Annotated in this window: 21 protein-coding genes; 5 read left to right on the top strand and 16 right to left on the bottom strand. The window is 47.1% G+C overall.

Annotation, left to right across the window (positions count from 1 at the left end; genetic code table 11):
• Positions 1-16: 16 nt before the first annotated feature.
• The 4 genes from recJ to QMZ64_RS03620 form a co-directional block, all read right to left on the bottom strand.
• A complete protein-coding gene (recJ, locus tag QMZ64_RS03635; protein ID WP_265626102.1) occupies positions 17-2,365 on the bottom strand; it encodes a single-stranded-DNA-specific exonuclease RecJ in 2,349 nt (782 codons plus the stop codon).
• Between the two features lie 70 nt (positions 2,366-2,435).
• Positions 2,436-2,729, bottom strand: a complete 294-nt coding sequence (locus QMZ64_RS03630) for a LapA family protein (protein ID WP_265626101.1) — start codon at positions 2,727-2,729, stop codon at positions 2,436-2,438.
• Positions 2,730-2,882: 153 nt separating this feature from the next.
• Positions 2,883-5,108 (bottom strand): protein translocase subunit SecDF, encoded by a 2,226-nt coding sequence (gene secDF, locus QMZ64_RS03625; protein ID WP_265626100.1) that lies wholly within the window; start codon positions 5,106-5,108, stop codon positions 2,883-2,885.
• A 36-nt stretch (positions 5,109-5,144) separates the two neighbouring features.
• Positions 5,145-5,441, bottom strand: coding sequence for a post-transcriptional regulator (locus QMZ64_RS03620; RefSeq protein ID WP_265626098.1), 297 nt, complete (start codon positions 5,439-5,441; stop codon positions 5,145-5,147).
• Positions 5,442-5,558: 117 nt separating this feature from the next.
• Here QMZ64_RS03620 and spoVB point away from each other — a divergent pair, with 117 nt between their 5' ends.
• On the top strand, positions 5,559-7,112 hold the full coding sequence (gene spoVB, locus QMZ64_RS03615) for a stage V sporulation protein B (protein WP_265626096.1): 1,554 nt from the start codon (positions 5,559-5,561) through the stop codon (positions 7,110-7,112).
• A gap of 9 nt (positions 7,113-7,121) precedes the next feature.
• Here spoVB and QMZ64_RS03610 read toward each other — a convergent pair whose 3' ends face one another.
• Complete coding sequence (locus QMZ64_RS03610; protein WP_265626095.1) at positions 7,122-7,772, bottom strand: DUF421 domain-containing protein; 651 nt, start codon at positions 7,770-7,772, stop codon at positions 7,122-7,124.
• Between the two features lie 155 nt (positions 7,773-7,927).
• Here QMZ64_RS03610 and QMZ64_RS03605 point away from each other — a divergent pair, with 155 nt between their 5' ends.
• A complete protein-coding gene (locus tag QMZ64_RS03605; protein WP_025811053.1) occupies positions 7,928-8,311 on the top strand; it encodes a TIGR04086 family membrane protein in 384 nt (127 codons plus the stop codon).
• A gap of 437 nt (positions 8,312-8,748) precedes the next feature.
• On the opposite strand, the gene yajC is transcribed toward QMZ64_RS03605, so the two are convergent.
• The 7 genes from yajC to QMZ64_RS03570 all read right to left on the bottom strand — a co-directional run bounded on the left by yajC (position 8,749) and on the right by QMZ64_RS03570 (position 13,760).
• Positions 8,749-9,012 carry a preprotein translocase subunit YajC gene (yajC, locus tag QMZ64_RS03600; protein WP_085959518.1) on the bottom strand — a complete coding sequence of 88 codons (264 nt, stop codon included), beginning with the start codon at positions 9,010-9,012 and terminating at the stop codon, positions 8,749-8,751.
• Between the two features lie 46 nt (positions 9,013-9,058).
• On the bottom strand, positions 9,059-10,204 hold the full coding sequence (gene tgt, locus QMZ64_RS03595) for a tRNA guanosine(34) transglycosylase Tgt (protein ID WP_025811052.1): 1,146 nt from the start codon (positions 10,202-10,204) through the stop codon (positions 9,059-9,061).
• A 28-nt stretch (positions 10,205-10,232) separates the two neighbouring features.
• Complete coding sequence (queA, locus tag QMZ64_RS03590) at positions 10,233-11,261, bottom strand: tRNA preQ1(34) S-adenosylmethionine ribosyltransferase-isomerase QueA (RefSeq protein WP_265626094.1); 1,029 nt, start codon at positions 11,259-11,261, stop codon at positions 10,233-10,235.
• 41 nt (positions 11,262-11,302) lie between these two features.
• Positions 11,303-11,503, bottom strand: a complete 201-nt coding sequence (locus tag QMZ64_RS03585) for a DUF2905 domain-containing protein (protein ID WP_145652808.1) — start codon at positions 11,501-11,503, stop codon at positions 11,303-11,305.
• The gene (ruvB, locus tag QMZ64_RS03580; RefSeq protein ID WP_265626092.1) at positions 11,496-12,500 is read right to left on the bottom strand and encodes a Holliday junction branch migration DNA helicase RuvB; all 1,005 of its coding nucleotides are present in this window, start codon (positions 12,498-12,500) and stop codon (positions 11,496-11,498) included. The genes QMZ64_RS03585 and ruvB overlap by 8 nt, the downstream gene beginning before the upstream one ends.
• 9 nt (positions 12,501-12,509) lie before the next feature.
• Positions 12,510-13,115 (bottom strand): Holliday junction branch migration protein RuvA, encoded by a 606-nt coding sequence (ruvA, locus tag QMZ64_RS03575; protein WP_265626091.1) that lies wholly within the window; start codon positions 13,113-13,115, stop codon positions 12,510-12,512.
• Between the two features lie 123 nt (positions 13,116-13,238).
• The gene (locus QMZ64_RS03570) at positions 13,239-13,760 is read right to left on the bottom strand and encodes an intercompartmental signaling factor BofC (protein ID WP_243942844.1); all 522 of its coding nucleotides are present in this window, start codon (positions 13,758-13,760) and stop codon (positions 13,239-13,241) included.
• Positions 13,761-13,991: 231 nt separating this feature from the next.
• Here QMZ64_RS03570 and QMZ64_RS03565 point away from each other — a divergent pair, with 231 nt between their 5' ends.
• Positions 13,992-14,639, top strand: a complete 648-nt coding sequence (locus tag QMZ64_RS03565; RefSeq protein ID WP_301441131.1) for a protein kinase family protein — start codon at positions 13,992-13,994, stop codon at positions 14,637-14,639.
• 70 nt (positions 14,640-14,709) lie between these two features.
• Positions 14,710-14,832: a hypothetical protein gene (locus tag QMZ64_RS03560; RefSeq protein WP_023855401.1), complete on the top strand. Its 123-nt coding sequence runs from the start codon at positions 14,710-14,712 to the stop codon at positions 14,830-14,832.
• A gap of 80 nt (positions 14,833-14,912) precedes the next feature.
• Here the strand turns inward: QMZ64_RS03560 and QMZ64_RS03555 are convergent, their stop codons facing one another.
• The 3 genes from QMZ64_RS03555 to QMZ64_RS03545 form a co-directional block, all read right to left on the bottom strand.
• Entirely contained in the window at positions 14,913-15,092 is a 180-nt protein-coding gene (locus QMZ64_RS03555) for a small acid-soluble spore protein H (protein ID WP_265626089.1), read from the bottom strand.
• A gap of 108 nt (positions 15,093-15,200) precedes the next feature.
• Positions 15,201-15,665 carry a DinB family protein gene (locus QMZ64_RS03550; protein WP_265626088.1) on the bottom strand — a complete coding sequence of 155 codons (465 nt, stop codon included), beginning with the start codon at positions 15,663-15,665 and terminating at the stop codon, positions 15,201-15,203.
• A 59-nt stretch (positions 15,666-15,724) separates the two neighbouring features.
• Positions 15,725-16,435, bottom strand: a complete 711-nt coding sequence (locus tag QMZ64_RS03545; RefSeq protein ID WP_020452428.1) for a poly-gamma-glutamate hydrolase family protein — start codon at positions 16,433-16,435, stop codon at positions 15,725-15,727.
• A gap of 403 nt (positions 16,436-16,838) precedes the next feature.
• Here QMZ64_RS03545 and QMZ64_RS03540 point away from each other — a divergent pair, with 403 nt between their 5' ends.
• Positions 16,839-17,018, top strand: a complete 180-nt coding sequence (locus tag QMZ64_RS03540; RefSeq protein WP_003183993.1) for a DUF8096 family protein — start codon at positions 16,839-16,841, stop codon at positions 17,016-17,018.
• Between the two features lie 88 nt (positions 17,019-17,106).
• Here the strand turns inward: QMZ64_RS03540 and QMZ64_RS03535 are convergent, their stop codons facing one another.
• On the bottom strand, positions 17,107-17,433 hold the full coding sequence (locus tag QMZ64_RS03535; protein ID WP_265626087.1) for a hypothetical protein: 327 nt from the start codon (positions 17,431-17,433) through the stop codon (positions 17,107-17,109).
• Between the last annotated feature and the right edge of the window lie 66 nt (positions 17,434-17,499).

Raw genomic sequence — 17,499 nt, 5'->3', positions numbered from 1 at the left:
TGTCTTCATGTCCTCCTCATACTTTATAAGCGACGGCGTTTTCCGCCATCCGCTTATCCAGCCACTGTTTAAGCTCATCCGCCGAAGAATAAATGAGCTTTTGCTCCAATTCAATCAGGCGCTGTTTTTCCCGGTAGGTTTCAGAATCTGTCAGATCGCGCTTTTCGGCATGATAAACAACAGATAAAACACCATTCTCTATTGTAACAAAACCGAGCTCAAAAAACACCTTTGTCATAAAATCAATTGTGTCTTTTGTCCAGCCTTTATGTCTGGCAAGCTCCCCGCCGTATTTCGGCAAGTCAAAAGAACCTCTTTTCAAGAGGAAAGCATAGTACCATTTAAAGTATTCCCTTGTTGGAAATGTTGAGAAAAAATGTTCATCTGATTGATAAAAAATCAGATAAATGCGCTCCAGTTTTTCACCTTTTATCACCTGGTCAAAGATGTCGAGCGACGGCGGAATATCTATAAATACCGCATAGCGGCTCTCAAGGTCGAGACGCTCTGCCTCTTCAGGGCCGCTGATGACGGTCAGCTCTTCTTCAAGGCCTGTCCCCGTAAGCTTCGCTTTTGTTTCCTCGCGGAAGCAGATGCACGCCCGTTTTGCAGGGTCCAGCTGCAATATTTTTTCTTCCCATGACCGTTTCCCCCGCAGATCAAACAGCTGCCATTCATTGACGGCCGCATCTTTGATCATCAGCTGCGGTTTTTTTCTGTTGTTCCACTCGTTAATCGACAGTTCCCCTACAATCGAGATCTTTGCCCCGGGAACGATCCCGTCTTCAATGGCGCCTTTATAAAATCCGATGCAATCGAGCTTGTTCTCGCCGTCTGCCAGCACAAGCTTCAAGTGATTCTTGTTGGCGCCGATTTTCCTGGAATCATCAATTTTAACGTCGCTGACAAGAACGAACGGCTTCGGATTTCCCGTGCCGAACGGCGCCAGCATGTTCATTTCGGCAATGCTGTCAACCGTGATATCTTCGAGCCGGCAGCACAAATCGACGTCTTGGACGGGAATAAAATCTTCCTCGGTCAGAACCGCTTCAGCCTGACGGTTGATCCTCTCCCTCAGTGCCGAAACATCTTCCAGGTTGAGCGTCATTCCGGCTGCCATCGGGTGGCCTCCGAAGTGCGGGAGAATATCCCTGCACTCCGAGAGGTTTTGAAATAAATCAAATCCTTTGATGCTGCGCGCAGATCCTTTGGCAATGCCTTTTTCTTCATCGATGCCGAGAACGATGGCTGGCCTGTAATAGCGCTCGACAAGCTTTGAAGCCACGATTCCGACGACACCGGGATTCCAGCCCGGCCGCGCCGCGACGATCACCGGCTGGTCAAGGCCTTCCTCCTCGATCATCTGAACGGCTTCCTCTGTCATCTGATTGACGATTTTTTGGCGCTCCTTGTTCAAGGCGTTGATGTCTTCGGCAAGCTCTTCCGCTTCTGTTTCGTCTTCTGTGTTCAGGAGGTAAACGGCCGGGTCAGCCTGTTCAATTCTGCCGACCGCATTTAAGCGGGGCGCGATTTGAAAACCGATGGTCTCTTCATCCGCACTATGTATCTCCGCTCCGGCAATTTTGGTCAGCGCTTTTAATCCGGGGCGCTTCGTTTTCCTGAACTGTTCCATGCCGCGCTTGGCAATCTGCCTGTTTTCATCATGGAGCGGCACAAGATCGGCAATCGTGCCGATCGCACAAAGGTCGAGCAAATCTTCCGGGAGCTCTCCGTTCAAGGCATGGGCAAGCTTAAATGCGACACCGACGCCTGCAAGCTCTTTAAATGGATAGCCGCAGCCTGGCTGCTTCGGATGAATGATCGCATAGGCATCCGGCAAAACGGGGCCCGGCTCATGGTGATCCGTAATGATCAGATCGACGCCAAGCTCTTTAGCGACTTCAGCTTCATGAACGGCGGCAATGCCTGTGTCAACTGTGATGATCAATGAATAGCCTGATTCTTTGATCCCGCGAAAGGCCGCTTCATTCGGGCCGTACCCTTCTTTAAAGCGGTCAGGTATATAAAAATCGGCTTGTGCTGAACATTTTTTCAACATTTGCAAAAGGACAGTCGTGCTTGTCACACCGTCCGCATCATAATCGCCGTAAATCATAATCTTTTCTTGATCTGAAATTGCCTGTTTGATTCGCTGTACAGCTTTTTCCATATCTTTCAGCAGATAAGGATCGTGAAAAACAGCATCCTTGCCATTTAAAAATGAAGCTGCTTTGTCGGCTGTATCGTAACCTCTCATGACAAGCAATGAGGCGGCAAGGGGAGTAATGCCTAAACTTCCGGCGAGCTGCTCCACCTTTTCTTTGTCGGGCGTTTGCACGTCCCAACGCATTTTTGACGCTAACATAAATTCACCCCTCAACCACACTATTATACTAGAGCAGCATGAGGGGATTCAATTTATTTCGCGCAATCTTCTAGTCTTTCTGATTTTCGGGCGCCGCCGATTCGGCTTCAAGTTCAGGATGCTTTACCCGTTCTTCTCTCTTGAGCGCCTTCAGCTCTTTTTTCAGCCGCATAATCTGGAAAGCGCCGGCCGAGCCGATAATAAGCGCCCCCATCAATACCGACACCAAAATGACCAGGATCAGGGGCCATTCTGCCGTTCCAAAAAGAAAATCAACCTTCACCGGTTCAACATTAATGACCGCGAAAACAGCAACAATTAATGTAAAAATAAGTGCAGCAATTAACGTCCATTGTTTGTTCATAAGTTACTCTCTCCATTCGCGTCGTTTTCTAGCGTTATTTTCCCGCTCTGCTCCCATTTTAAACAAAAAGAAGATCGATAGAAAGCCGCCAAAACCACTTTTTTTCTCTTCAAACCAAAAAAGGACCGCCCGGCAGTACGGGCAGTCCATGATTTATTCTCCTGCAGGCTTGCGCTTCGGCTTTTTCAGGTCGCGCCCTTTCCAGACAAGCCATACTTGAGCTGCGATGTAGAGCGATGAATACACGCCGCTCAACAGCCCGATTAACAGCGCGACAGAGAAGTTCGTAATCGATGCTGCACCAAAAATGAGGAGGGCAATGACCACAATGACGACGGTCAGCACCGTATTAATCGAACGCGTGAACGTTTGCTGCAAGCTCAGATTCACAATATGCGATAGATCGCTGAAGCTCTTCGGCTTGCGCTTTTTCACCTGTTCCCTGATTCTGTCAAACGTTACGATCGTATCGTTGATCGAATAACCGATAATCGTCAGCACGGCTGCGATAAACGTAATATCCACCTCGAGCCTTGTAATGCTGAAGACCGCAATGATGAAGAATGCATCGTACAGCAACGAAGCGATCGCCGCAATCGCCATCTTATATTCAAAGCGGATCGAAACATACAAGATGATCCCGAGAGCCGCGATGGCCACCGCATAGAGAGCGTTTCTCGCCAGCTCTTTTCCGACGGTCGGTGATACTGTGCTGACGTTCGGTTCCGTGCCGTATTTTCCTTTAAAATAATCCTTCACTTCGGCAATTTTTTTCTGATCCGGAACACCGACAAATCTGGCGACGCCGTGTTTCTGATCATCGCCCGAAAGAACGATCGAATCGGCTGTCAGCCCGACCTCTTCAAAATCTTTTTTCAGCTCTTCGCTCGTCAGCTTGTGGTCGCTTTGCACTTCGATTCTTGATCCGCTGGAGAAATCGATGCCGAGGTTCAGCCTGAACACAAGCAGAATGACAATTCCAGCGGCCAAAATGATCCCGGAAAATGCGAAGAACCATTTACGCTTGCCGACGAAATCCCATTTGGCAAACGGAGTCGGAGGCTCAGTATTTTCGTCTGTCTTGCTGATGTCCAAGATGTCTTTTCTGCGCACTCCAAACCAGCCTTTTTTCCGGTCAAGCCAACGGCTGTCGACCAGCAGGCCGAGCAGGAAGCGCGACAGGAAGACAGCTGTAATAAAGCTTGTCAAAATGGATAGGATCAGCATGGTCGCGAAGCCTTTGACAGAGCTCGTACCAAATATGAAAAGCACGATTCCGGCAAGCATCGTCGTAATGTTGGCATCAAAGATCGTTGCAAATGATCTTCTGTTTCCCGATCTGAAAGCCGAGCGGACCGATTTGCCGAGCTTCAGCTCTTCTTTTATACGTTCGTACGTAATGATGTTGGCGTCAACCGCCATCCCGACACCCAATATAAGAGCCGCGATCCCCGGAAGGGTCAGAACCGCATTCATCCAGTCAAAGATCTGCAGTGTAATGTAGATGTAGACCGAAAGCGTAATGACCGCGATAAAACCAGGCAAACGATAGTAAAGAAGCATAAATAAGAAAATAATAGCAATACCGACGATACCCGCAAACACGGTATCATTCAAAGCCTGCTCCCCAAACTGCGCGCCGACGGATGTCGAATACTTTTCAACGAGTTTGACAGGAAGAGCGCCCGCATTTAAAATGCTCGCCATATCTTTTGCTTCCTGAATCGTAAAGTTTCCTTCAATCATCACGTCTGACGTGTTCAGCACCTGGCTGACATTCGGAGCGGAGATGTATTTATGATCCGCTTTTTGCGATTCCTTTTTAAAGGAGTCGCCTTTTTTGTAATCAAGCCAGATGACAAGCTGGTTGTTCGGCTTCATATCGAGCACTTTTTTCGTCACTTCGCCGAATTTATCGGCATCCTTCAGCTTGATCGTCACGATCGGCTCATTCGTGTCCTGCTTGAACGACTGTTTGGCGCCGTTTTCGACAAGATCCGAACCGTTCAAAAGCTCTTTGTCATTCGTATCCCTGAACGTAAGCTGAGCCTGCGTGGATAAGATTTCCCGCGCCCTGTTCTGGTTGTCGACGCCGGCAAGCTGAACCCTGATCCGGTTGTTTCCTTCGATTTGAATGTTCGGCTCGCTGACGCCCAATACATTCGCCCGGCGGTTCAGCGCTTCAACCGTGCTGATGAGGGCGTCCCTGTCAATTTTGTCGCCCTGTTTGGCAGGCTGGACTTCATACAGAACCTCAAAACCGCCCTGAAGGTCAAGGCCGAGGCTGATGTTGTCTGCAGCCGGCTTCGTGAACATTCCCAGTCCCGTACCGATCAAGAGAACGGTAAGGAAAAACGCAATCAAGCGTCCTTTTTTCATTATGTATTTCCTCCTTAAATCAACCAAAATCAACGGCTACCTCAGCAGCTCATCGAGCATATCCTGCCCTTCTTTGCTGTCGAGTATATTAGACGTTTTAAACGATTCTACGGTTGCATAGTTCATAAATTCGCCAATTTTCACAGATAAAATATCACTGGCGAGCTGGTGAATTTGAACATCCTTCCGCTTCTTCCATTTCTTATTCAATAAGTATGACCACAATTCCTCTATTTCAATATCGTCATACCCGAGTATCCTGAACTCTTCCGTCTTGCTGTGAAGAAAAGGTTTTAAATGGTCCTTGTACAGATCAGCCGGATGTTTGCCCATGCCAAAGCCACGCTCCTTTCACATTTTTTCAGAGAGACTTGTCATGCTTGGACGATGTATGCGCATATCTTATTGTATATGATTAAAGGTTGTTTGAGAAGGCAGGGGACTCTAGAAATGACGAAGCAGACGTTTTTAAAAGGAACGCTCATTTTAATAGCGGCAGGTTTGATTACGAGAATGCTCGGCTTTATCAACCGGATTGTCATCGCAAGGTTCATCGGAGGTGAAGGCGTCGGGCTTTACATGATGGCGGCTCCGACTTTTTTTCTGGCGGTCACCCTCACCCAATTCGGCCTTCCGGTCGCCATCAGCAAGCTGGTCGCTGAAGCGGAAGCGCGCGGAGACCACAGAAAGACAAAGCAGATTTTAGTGATGTCTCTTGCGATCACCGGGACGCTCAGCGCCGTCATTACTCCGGTGTTTCTCATTTACGCCCCGCTGATGGCCGACACGCTGCTCACAGACAAAAGAACGCTTTATCCGCTTTTGGCGGTTACGCCGGTCGTTCCGATCATTGCCGTTTCCAGCGTGCTGAGAGGCTATTTTCAAGGGAAGCAGAATATGAGGCCGCTTGCCGTGTCCCAGGTTCTCGAACAAATTGTCCGGATATCGCTGGTCGCCGTTTGCACGACGGCATTCCTTCCGCTCGGCATCGAATATGCGGCAGCGGGTGCGATGCTGTCATCCGTGTTTGGCGAGTTGGCTTCACTTCTTTATTTGTTCGTCGCCTTTAAATACAAAAAGAAAATCCGCATCAGAAAACGTTTTTTCCAATCGCTGAAATCTGGGCGGACCACGTTTTTCGAGCTGATGAGCGTTTCGCTCCCAACGACGGGCAGCCGTTTTATCGGCAACCTGTCATGGTTTTTTGAGCCGATTGTCGTAGCGCAAAGCCTTGCGATAGCAGGAGTCGCCGCTTCCGCCGCAACGAGCCAGTACGGAGAGTTGACCGGCTTTGCCCTGACGCTTCTCACCCTCCCGAGTTTTATCACATATTCGCTGTCTACGTCGCTCGTTCCCGCCATCAGCGAAGGAATCGAACAGAAAAAAATGCAGGTCGTGGAATACAGGCTTGAGCAGGCGATGAGGCTTTGTCTTTTAAGCGGCGGCATATCGGCGGTCATTTTGTTTTCGTACGCGGATGAGCTGATCAGCGTGATGTACGGGTCGTCAAATGCCGCGATTTATGTGAAAATCATGGCTCCATTCTTTTTGTTTTACTATTTTCAAGGTCCGCTGCAGGCCGTTCTGCAGGCTTTAAATCTGGCCGGCGCGGCAATGATGAACAGCCTTGTCGGCGCCGTTGTGAAAACAGGTCTCATTTTTGTTCTCGCTTCACGACCTTCGCTTGGCATTATGGGGGCTGCGCTGGCGATTTTGACAGGGATCATCCTCGTCACCCTGCTGCACGCCGCAACCGTCAGCAAAGTGCTTCCCATCAGCATCAATCTGAAAGAATATATCGTATCCTTCGGCGTCATTTTAATATCGGGATGGAGCAGCCTGCTCATGAAAGAACATCTTTTTTTAAACCAGACCGAGCCGATGCGCCTGCTTTTGTGTGTCGCGGTTACAAGCTGTCTTTACGTCTTCCTTCTGGTCGCCTTCAAGCTGGTCAAAAAAGAAGAAATCCAGCGGTTTCCGCTGTTCGGCCGCTGGATTTCGTAAGCTTTCGCTTTATGGTTTAAATTCATCCTTTTTGTCAATAAAAAAAGAACCATTATTGTATGTGCAATAAGAAATTTGGGAAATGTCGCGGTGTCCTCTTTTTTCAAGCTTTTGCTCAAGCCACTCCCGGTCTTTCCCGATCTTTTCTAATTGTTCTTTTTGAACAATACCGTCAACAATCAACGGCAGTTCGATCATTTTGTTCGGCCCGTCTTTTGTAAATACCGAAAGCTTCCCGGTCGGCTCCAAAATCGCATATGAAACATCCGCGATTCGTTCTACATTCTTATCTCTCAACTGCGTCATCAAATCATCGTAATTATAGCGCTGTGTCCTCATGGCGTGTTCATCAATTTTTCCGCGGTCTATAATAATCGTCGGCTTTCCATCGAGAAGCCGGCGGATTTTTTGATTTTTCAATGACAAATATGCAAATATAACCTGAATCAGCGTCAAAACGAGAATTGGAATGATCGTATGGAGAAGGTGGTCATTGAGATTTTCAATGGCCAAAACCGCGATTTCGGCCATCATGATAAAAACGACAAGATCCAATATGCTCAGCTCGCCGATTTCCCTCTTCCCCATCAAGCGAAACAAAATAAAGATGATGAAGTACAAAACGATCGTCCGAAACGTAAGCGCTAAGATTTCATCCATTACCGCCCGCCTCCTTCCGCCTATCATGATCATAAACATAGCCTTTGTTAAATTGAGGCTTTTATGTATAAAAGGTCGGGGGAGCTAGTCTATTTGCCAAACGTAGAGAATACATTTAAAAAGACGAGCCCGTCTATATTGAAAGGAGGATCGTGATGAACGAACCAAAACAAGTCGGCAAAGGGATTTTATACAGCTTGGCGGTTATTTTCGCTTTGATGTTCGCGGGAAGCCTGCTCATTTCGCTGCTCCTCACCTTCACATCATTAACCGAAAGTTCATTCAGCTGGTTTATTACCGCCATTTCTTTTATTACCTTGTTCATCGGCGGTTTTATTGCGGGAGGCAAATCGAAGGAAAAAGGGTGGCTGAGCGGAGGGTTGACAGCGCTTTGCTTCTCTCTTACGGTGCTTTTGTTTCAATATCTCGGCTTTGGCGAAGCCTTCAATTTGAAGCAGCTGCTCTATCATTCCGGTTTTTTGGGAGTCAGCATGCTGGGCGGGATTTTCGGAGTCAATCTGCAGGGGAGCCGTGCATAAAGACAGCAAAAAGGGAGCGGATGACCGCTCCCTTTAGATTGTTAACAAAATCCCAAAACGGCTTTTTGTTTTGGGATTTTGTCATCCTTTCAGCGTGATTGAAAACCTTTGCAGTCTAGGAAGGCCGAGCATCGGAGCGGACTTTCACAGGAAGTGATGACGGCGGCGTTCAGGCAGGACGCCTGGGCGGTTAGCCGCCGATCCTTCCTCTATTCGTGAGCACCAACGCGCAGGCCTGACAACGAATGCGAGGGTTTGTCGACACGCTGAAGGGAGCGGATGACCGCTCCCTTTCCTCGTGCCCATTAAGGCTTCTTTTATGCCATGTCACATCAGGAGCAACTGCGGCTTCATCAGGATATAAGGAACGGCGCTAAAGCACCGTCTTCACGTCCTGCGACAGCCCGATTTCCGATGCTTATGTATCAGCCTTTCGGCTATTCTGCTGACGCCTCTCTGATCGCGCGGCGGTCGAATGTCAGACGGGTATTGTCGCCTGTTTTGATGACAACCTTGCTTTCGTCAATTGAATCAACGATACCGTGCAGGCCGCCGATTGTTACGACCTTATCCCCTTTTTTCAGCTCCTCCTGCATTTGGCGGACAGCCTTCTGCTGCTTTTGCTGCGGACGGATCAAAAGGAAATAAAGAACCGCAAACATTAAAATAATCGGAAGTAATGTTCCAAGCATCTCCATTATTTTTTCACCCCTTTCAAATGGCTTTATCGCTTTCTTCGTTTATGTGTCAGAAACTTTTAGCATTTGGTTTATTAAAACCGTAGCGCTCAAAAAACTCTTCCCGGAAATCACCTAAACGATCTTCACGAATGGCATCTCTCACTTGCCCCATTAATTTTAACAGAAAATGAAGATTATGATAAGAAGTTAAACGAATGCCAAACGTTTCATTACAGCGGATTAAATGTCTGATATAAGCGCGCGAGTAATTGCGGCACGTATAACAGTCGCACTGCTCGTCGATCGGTCTGAAATCTCTTTCATATTTGGCATTTTTGACGACGAGGCGCCCTTCGCTCGTCATGAGCGTACCGTTTCTCGCTATCCTTGTCGGCAGCACGCAATCGAACATATCCACTCCGCGGATGGCTCCGTCAATCAGTGAGTCCGGCGAACCGACCCCCATTAAATAGCGCGGTTTATCCGCAGGAAGCAGCGGAGTTGTAAACTCCAGCACACGGTTCATCACGTCTTTCGGCTCTCCGACGGATAGTCCACCTATAGCATATCCCGGGAAATCCAATGAAATCAAGTCTTTCGCACTTTGTTTTCTCAAGTTTTCGTACTCGCCGCCTTGAACGATTCCGAAAAGCCCTTGCTCGTCAGGGCGCTTGTGAGCTTTCAGGCACCTTTCCGCCCAGCGGCTCGTCCGTTCAACAGACCTCTTCATATAATCGTACTCTGCCGGGTACGGCGGGCATTCGTCAAACGCCATCATAATATCTGATCCGAGGGCGTTTTGGATTTCCATCGCTTTTTCAGGAGATAAAAACAACTTGTCTCCGTTTAAATGATTGCGGAAATGTACGCCTTCCTCTTCGATTTTGCGGAACTCGCTCAGGGAAAACACCTGAAAGCCGCCTGAATCCGTCAAGATGGCGCGGTCCCAATTCATAAACTGATGAAGGCCCCCCGCCTCTTTGACGATGTCATGGCCCGGTCTCAGCCAAAGGTGGTACGTATTGCTTAAAATAATACCTGCACCCATTTCTTTCAGCTCTTCCGGCGCCATCGTTTTAACGGTGGCGAGCGTTCCTACGGGCATAAACACCGGCGTTTCAAATGAGCCGTGCGGGGTGTGCACCCTTCCCAGCCTTGCTCCTGTTTGTTTACATGCTTTTATGAACTCATAGCGTATCGGTTGCTGCGACAAATTATGAGCCCTCCAATCTTTTTGAATTTTATTTGATCAACATGGCGTCTCCGAAGCTGAAGAAGCGGTATTCGTGTTCCACTGCGGTACGGTAGGCGGAAAGCACATGCTCTCTGCCTGCGAGCGCGCTGACAAGCATAATGAGGGACGATTTCGGAAGATGAAAATTGGTAATCATCCCGTCTATCGCCCGGAATGTGTAGCCTGGATAAATAAAAATCGATGTCCAGCCTCTCGCTTCCCGGAAGCGGCCGTCATGTTCGGAAGCGATGGTCTCAAGCGTCCTCGTGGATGTCGTGCCGACGGAAATAATCTTTCCGCCTTCCTGTCTGACGCGGTTTAACAATGCTGCCGTTTCTTCCGACATTTCATAAAACTCGGCATGCATGTCATGTTCCTCTACATTTTCCGCACTGACAGGCCGGAATGTCCCAAGTCCGACGTGAAGGGTAATAAACGCAATATGCACGCCTTTTTTCCTGAGCGCATTGAGAATCTCTTCCGTAAAATGCAGCCCGGCCGTCGGCGCAGCCGCCGATCCTTGTTTCTTTGAGTAAACCGTCTGATAGCGCTCCCTGTCATCGAGCTGCTCTTTAATATAAGGAGGCAGAGGCATTTCGCCGAGCGATTCGAGCACCTCGTAAAAAATTCCTTCATAGCGGAATTCAATTTTTCTTCCGCCGTGCTCGAGCTCTTCTGTGCACACCGCCGTTAGACGGCCGTCTCCAAACGAAAGAACGGTTCCGCGCTTGACCCGCTTTGCGGGCTTGACAAGCGTTTCCCATACGTCCCCTTCCTCCTGTTTTAACAGAAGAACTTCAACCTTTGCGCCCGTCTCTTCCTTGACTCCGTACAAGCGGGCCGGCAGCACCCTCGTATCGTTCAGCACGATGCAATCGCCCGCGTTCAAAAAATCAATCACATGCTTAAACGTGCTGTGAGTGATTTCTCCTGTTTTTTTATCCAGCACCATCAGCCTGGACGCATCCCGCTCTTTTAAAGGAACCTGTGCGATAAGGCGTTCAGGCAAGTCAAAATCGAATAATTCTACTTTCATCTTTTTTCACCTTACTCTATCTATAGACTTGAATGTCAGAGTCATTTCATTCGTCCGAAGATCGAAAACACCACGGACAGAATGATGCTGATGACAATGCATGTAACAACCGGAAAGAAAAATGTCACGTTTCCCTTTTTCACAAAAATATCGCCGGGAAGCCTGCCGATAACTTGCATGAATAAACCGATGCCAAAAATGACGGCGCCCAGCACCATTAAAATCTTTGGAAATTCAGTCACGGTTCGGAACCTCCATTTTAAAGTGGCTGTATACATCAGGGGTTACGATGCGCCCCCGCGGCGTTCTTTGAATAAAACCGATTTGAAGAAGATACGGCTCATACACATCCTCAATCGTGTGAGACTCCTCACCGATGGTAGCCGAAATCGTATCGATACCGACGGGACCGCCGCCAAATTTTTCGATCATGCCCATCAAAAGCTTGCGGTCGATATGATCAAGCCCGAGTTTATCAACCTGGAGGCGTTCAAGCGCATCAACTGCCACTTCCTCCGTGATGGAGCTGTTTCCAAGCACCTGGGCAAAATCCCTGACCCTCCTCAAAAGCCTGTTGGCAATCCGCGGCGTCCCTCTTGACCGTCTTGCGATTTCGAGAGCCGAGAGCGAATCGATGTCGACTTCAAACAGCTCCGCCGTTCTGATCACGATTTCCGAAAGCTCGCCACGCGTGTAATACTCAAGCCTTGACAGAACGCCGAACCTGTCCCTGAGAGGCGCGGTTAAAAGCCCGACCCTTGTGGTCGCGCCGACAAGGGTAAAAGGAGGAAGATCGAGCCTCACAGAACGCGCCGACGGCCCTTTGCCGATCACGATATCAAGGCAGAAATCTTCCATCGCAGGATACAGCACCTCTTCGATCGAACGGTGCAGACGGTGGATCTCGTCAATAAATAAAACGTCGCCTGGCTCCAGAGCCGTTAATATTGCCGCCAAATCGCCGGGGCGCTCGATCGCCGGACCTGACGTCGTTCTGAGATTGACTCCCATTTCGTTGGCGATGATCGCGGCGAGCGTCGTTTTTCCCAATCCCGGCGGCCCGTACAACAAGACATGGTCAAGCGTTTCCTCCCGCATTTTCGCAGCTTCGATGAAAACCTTGAGGTTGTCTTTCACTTTTTCCTGGCCGATATACTGAGCCAGTCTTTGCGGACGCAGACTTTGCTCAATCGCTGATTCATGGTTGTCTAGTTCACTTGATACAAGCCGCTCATCCATGATATCACCTTACTTTAATAATTTTTGCAATGCTTTTTTAACGTATTGATCCGTCGAAAGCGCCTCTTCCTTTTTCAAATGAGGCTGGACTTTTTTAATTTCCCGGTCGGAATAGCCGAGCGCTCTTAATGCTTCAAGCGCCTCCTCAAGAGCCGTTTCCGCTTCATGAATTTGCTCCCGCTCTTCATGGTTAAACAGATCGGCCGCGATTTCAGGAACGGCGTCCGCAAGCTTCCCTTTCAGATCAAGGATGATCTGCCTTGCCGTTTTTTTGCCTACGCCGGGGAACTTGACGAGAAAAGCTTCATCCTCATTCTCAATCGCTTCAATCACCGCTCCCGGATCGCCGGAAGCGAGGATCGCAAGGGCACCTTTCGGGCCGATTCCCGTAACATTCAGCAATTTCGTAAACAGCATTTTTTCTTCCCTTGTCGAAAAGCCGTACAGCGCATTTGTATCTTCTCTTACATAATGGTATGTATAGATTGTTTCGTTGCTGTTTTTCTTATAAATAAACGGATTTGGCGTAAAGATCTGATAGCCGATCCCGCCGTTTTCAATGACAATATATTGGGGCGATACATAATCAATCGTCCCTTTTACGAATTCGATCAACGTTCATTCACCTCTTTGACTGCTCTTCATTGTAACACAAAACAGGCAAAGCTAGAATGAAAAAGTTAACATATGTTCGCTAAAAGTGGCTTCTGTCCGCAGCTGAAAAAAGACATAACAGCGTCATGTCTTCATATCTTTTACATGATGTTGGCTTCCGGATGATTTTACGGCTTCAATGACATGTTCAAATTCCTTTTTCGTGCGGTATGGGATCCCTTTGCGCAAATCATCCGCCATCCGGCTTTCCAGGCGCTTTATATCAATCTGAAAAAACGATTGAATCGGCTCTGATAATATGCCCGGGCGGCCGTGAAAAGTCGAAATCACGCCGTCTTCCGTCACTCCGATATAACCGTTTGTTTTGCTGAGGGGAGAAATGTCGTCCACCTGTTTGCGAAACAGAATAAACCCCTTTTTCTGATCGATGAGCTGCCACCCTTTATAAGCAGCTTTAAAGTCTTCCAGTGTTCGAGCGGCCTCTACTTTATTTTCGATTCCAACGTCCCCGTCCAGATAAACCTTTTCAAGCTGGATTTGAACTTTAGCCGGCTTTTCGGCCAGGGCCTCCAGGTGAAAGCTGAGCGCGGCCAGCAGACTTCCAATAAGCACTAAACCGATTTTGAACTTGCTTTGGCTGTTCATCAATATCACCTTCTTTTTTGCCTTAACGATCATATCCATAGTTTGACCAACGCTTTTAAAAATTAATCTAAAAAAGCAATGAGATGACAACCGGTTTACGAATGTTACATTTTCAAACCAATATGAAGAACTCAAAAGCATTTAAGGTGCAAAACCGCCCGTTCTCATGTATAAACAACATTATAGAGAGTTTTTCGTTTGACCAGCCCTTAAAAAGAAGGTGAGTTCAGCGTGAAAAAGGCGCAAACCTATGCAGAGGCCGTAAGGTATAATACGAAAAAAAAGTTCAATAAACTTATCCAAAAACCCGATGACTTAGAGTTGATCGGGAAAGGCAGGAGCGCATACGTTTTTAAGCTGACTGAAGAGGGCAGGGAAATGGCTCTTAAAGTCTTTTTTCCCGAATTTAAGAACATCGCCGCAAGGGAAACGGAGATTTACAAAAAGCTTTCTGATTCGATTTATTATCCTGATATATATGAAACAGGGCCATCATATATTTTAATGGAGTATATAAAAGGATACACTTTTTATGAGTGTTTAAACAAAGGCATTCCGATCGATGATGACATGATCTGCGAGGTCGACCGCGCATTGAACGATGCGAAGCGGAAAGGGTTGAATCCATCCGATATCCACCTCCGAAACCTGATACTGACGCCGGCTGGGACAATCAAAGTCATTGATGTCGCCAGGTTTTTGCAGGCGAAAGAATGCAGACAGTGGGATGACTTAAAAACAGCCTATCAAACCATTTACAAAAAAAGCCGTTTCCCGCAAAGGCTTCCTAAGCTGTGGATGGAATTTATCGCTTATCTTTATAAAAAAAACTGGCTTCAGAAACAATGGGCCGCAAGAAAAAACAAATTTCACCCGTAATTTGAAACTTAAAGAAAGCACGTCCGTATATGAAATAACCCCATTACAGTCAGGAAGGGAGAAACAGCTGTTGAAGAAAAAGAAGAAACGAAATGATGATAAATGGGATTATCTTTATCTCGTTGATTTGCTTGAGCCGTTGTTTTATGTGCTGAGGCTGGCAGTAAGAGGACTTGCGAAAATCATAAATTAAACACTCGGGCTTTCGGGTGTTTTTTTGATGGCCGAGTGATCAGTCAAATACAAAACCCCTTCATCAGAAGGGGTTGCTTTTTAATGCTCTTTCAAATTTACGAGCGGTACTTCCTGCTCGTTCTCCGGCTGGCCGAGCGGAAAAATTCTTGCGGTTTCATTTTGTTCGTTGACACGCTGAATATAAATCGGCCTGCCGTTATAAGTAACATCAACCATGTCGGGTGATTCGACAATTTCCTGGGCACGCTGCGTATTCATGCTGACACCCTCCTTTAGCTTTTACTCATAATGTGTACTCCCGGCTGCTTTCGTATTCCCTTTTAGCCGGTTTTCTTTCAAGGAGGGGTGATCTTCAGGCTCCCGTAATCAATGAATCTTTACGTACAAAGGCAGATCCGTGTGTCCCATTTCACGCACATAAACAAACAGATTGCCTTTGTGATGAATTTCGTGTTCAATTGCGAGCTGCAGCAGCTGTTCGCCGGCTACTTTTCGTCCGATGACGCCGGTCAAATCGACTTCACGATCCAATTCTTCATCCGTAAAAGATTCAAGCAGCTTTTTTGTTTTTTCTGTATACGTTTTGGCGAGCTCGCTCAGGCTTGCCCCTGTTTCTTCCGGCTTCTTTTTAAAAGACTCTCCGTTCCCTTCTTTTGCCGCCGAAGCAAAGGCATAGAAAGATTGCAGCATATGCGTGACAAGTTCCTTCGCCGGCATCGACGTTTCAGTCGGTTTGTAATCGAGATGTTTTTCATCAATCTTTTGAATCAGTTCTTCTGTCACCAGGCGGTGGGACAAAAATTCCTGAACGATGCGGTCTTTTCGTTCCATTTTTTATTCCTCCTTCGTGTTTTAGCAGTTCATACACAGAATAACACGAGTTTCCATTTTCAGCATCTGTCCTGCAGCACCCTTCGGACCGCCTTGACATATTTGCGGAATGTTCTCGTTTTTGTTTCCTCCCTCTCTTTATAGGAAAAGTCTTCGAAAAACTCTTTCCTTTGAGCCGTGCTGATTTCAAGCTGCACGCTCATTCCTGACTGGCTTTCATTATTGATGTTTTCCTCGGCAGTTCCGGCAAATTTCCCGTCCACTTTGACCAATTCTGCGGAAAAGTCAGACTTTTTCAGAGATTTGACGATGGCTTTTGCCAGCTTTCTGTCCGTTCCTCCCACAAGCGTGTGCGGGCGGTCACCGGAATAGCCGTGGAATGCGATGGTATAGCGATGTTCTTTTATTTTCTGCAATGCCAGAGGCTCGTCAAAGTTTGTGCTTGTAATATGAAGATCCGAGTTATTCTCATCCTTTTTTCCCTCGAATAAATAAGTTGAATAATCATCTTTGAAAGCTCTGACAAGCTCGCTTACTCCGCCTTCTATTCTTCCTCCGTGAGGCGAAAAGATTAAACAGTCGCTTCCCGCTTTTTCGTGATACTCAATGTCATAGCCGCTTTTTTCGTGTTCCTGCAATTCCTTGAAATTCATGTATCTGTCCCCGGCCTGGATCTGAAAGTTCTCCCGGGTTGTTTTTTCGAACCACCTGTATACGCCATTTATCATCACTGCTGCGATCACCAAGTAGATGAGTACTTTTTTCTTCATTGATTATTCCCCTTTTACACTACCTTTCGATTTCTAAGCATGTCCTCGATGCCTCATTGTATATTTGGCTTTTTTGTGACACAGTTATTTTACGCTTTAGACATGACGCGTTCAATTATGAATAAGTTTGATAAAAAATAAAAATTTAAATAAAATGATGCTTTTTCATTAGTTTAAAAGATCGATAAATTTTAAGGAAAAAATCTCATAACAATAGGCGTCTTTTGTTGCACGACTTTCCCTACAGCCCATCCAGCGTGAGAAAAAGGCGTTCTATCAGAAACGGGGTATACGGTTTGATAAAAGTAAAATCGGCCGTGTCCGCCGGCTGCAGATGTTATATTTTCTTTTCCTCCCCGTTCTGTTATCCTATTACCGACAATAAAAATGCAGGTGATAAAACATGGAAACAGAATATGAAACAAAAGGCTACGACCTGACAAAAGTTTATGATTACAATCAATATCCGGATGTCCGCCACGGACGGTGCGACAATTGCGATTACACCCTTTTTAAAAGCTCTGTAAAAAACGGCCAGTTTTTGCGTGAATGCCGGCGCTGCGGCATGAAAAAAAGCATTTAGCGTTACAGCACATTCTTATATGTATAAAAAACTTGCCGACAAAGCTGCATGTAGCTTTGCCGGCAATACACTTCATGCTGTCAAATGCTTAAACATCTTTTTGATCTTTGTTTGTGACAAAGCCGTTGATCGATTCACCGATCTTTCCGCTAAGGTCGGCATTCAGATTGTTGAGATTTTGAATATATTCGCTGATGACATTTTGGATCGCTTGATTAAGTTCCGCATTTTCGCTTTTTGTGAGATCGGCCTCTCTCAGATCGATGCCGCTGTTTTTCTGAACCAGCTCATAGATCGATTCGCCAAAACCCGTGATAAGGCCGTTGACTCTCTCGATGATTTGAGCCGTTTCCTTGTCTTGCGGGCTGCCGCCCGCAGCCGGGAAAGACTTCTCATTTCCGTGTTGTTCAGCCATTTGCAGATCCTCCTCTCATAATGACAGACTCCTTCACAATATATGATAAAAAATCAAATCCTGTTT

Source organism: Bacillus sp. LB7, assembly GCF_030449715.1.
GTDB classification, from domain to species: Bacteria; Bacillota; Bacilli; order Bacillales; family Bacillaceae; genus Bacillus; species Bacillus paralicheniformis.
This window is presented reverse-complemented; position numbering and strand designations above follow the sequence as displayed.

Bases quoted from the DNA above. Each gene is read 5' to 3' on its own strand.
- recJ (WP_265626102.1), bottom strand. From the start codon at position 2,365: ATGTTAGCGTCAAAAATGCGTTGGGACGTGCAAACGCCCGACAAAGAA.
- QMZ64_RS03630 (WP_265626101.1), bottom strand. From the start codon at position 2,729: ATGAACAAACAATGGACGTTAATTGCTGCACTTATTTTTACATTAATT.
- secDF (WP_265626100.1), bottom strand. From the start codon at position 5,108: ATGAAAAAAGGACGCTTGATTGCGTTTTTCCTTACCGTTCTCTTGATC.
- QMZ64_RS03620 (WP_265626098.1), bottom strand. From the start codon at position 5,441: ATGGGCAAACATCCGGCTGATCTGTACAAGGACCATTTAAAACCTTTT.
- spoVB (WP_265626096.1), top strand. From the start codon at position 5,559: ATGACGAAGCAGACGTTTTTAAAAGGAACGCTCATTTTAATAGCGGCA.
- QMZ64_RS03610 (WP_265626095.1), bottom strand. From the start codon at position 7,772: ATGGATGAAATCTTAGCGCTTACGTTTCGGACGATCGTTTTGTACTTC.
- QMZ64_RS03605 (WP_025811053.1), top strand. From the start codon at position 7,928: ATGAACGAACCAAAACAAGTCGGCAAAGGGATTTTATACAGCTTGGCG.
- queA (WP_265626094.1), bottom strand. From the start codon at position 11,261: ATGAAAGTAGAATTATTCGATTTTGACTTGCCTGAACGCCTTATCGCA.
- ruvB (WP_265626092.1), bottom strand. From the start codon at position 12,500: ATGGATGAGCGGCTTGTATCAAGTGAACTAGACAACCATGAATCAGCG.
- QMZ64_RS03570 (WP_243942844.1), bottom strand. From the start codon at position 13,760: ATGAACAGCCAAAGCAAGTTCAAAATCGGTTTAGTGCTTATTGGAAGT.
- QMZ64_RS03555 (WP_265626089.1), bottom strand. From the start codon at position 15,092: ATGAATACGCAGCGTGCCCAGGAAATTGTCGAATCACCCGACATGGTT.
- QMZ64_RS03550 (WP_265626088.1), bottom strand. From the start codon at position 15,665: ATGGAACGAAAAGACCGCATCGTTCAGGAATTTTTGTCCCACCGCCTG.
- QMZ64_RS03545 (WP_020452428.1), bottom strand. From the start codon at position 16,435: ATGAAGAAAAAAGTACTCATCTACTTGGTGATCGCAGCAGTGATGATA.
- QMZ64_RS03540 (WP_003183993.1), top strand. From the start codon at position 16,839: ATGGAAACAGAATATGAAACAAAAGGCTACGACCTGACAAAAGTTTAT.
- QMZ64_RS03535 (WP_265626087.1), bottom strand. From the start codon at position 17,433: ATGGCTGAACAACACGGAAATGAGAAGTCTTTCCCGGCTGCGGGCGGC.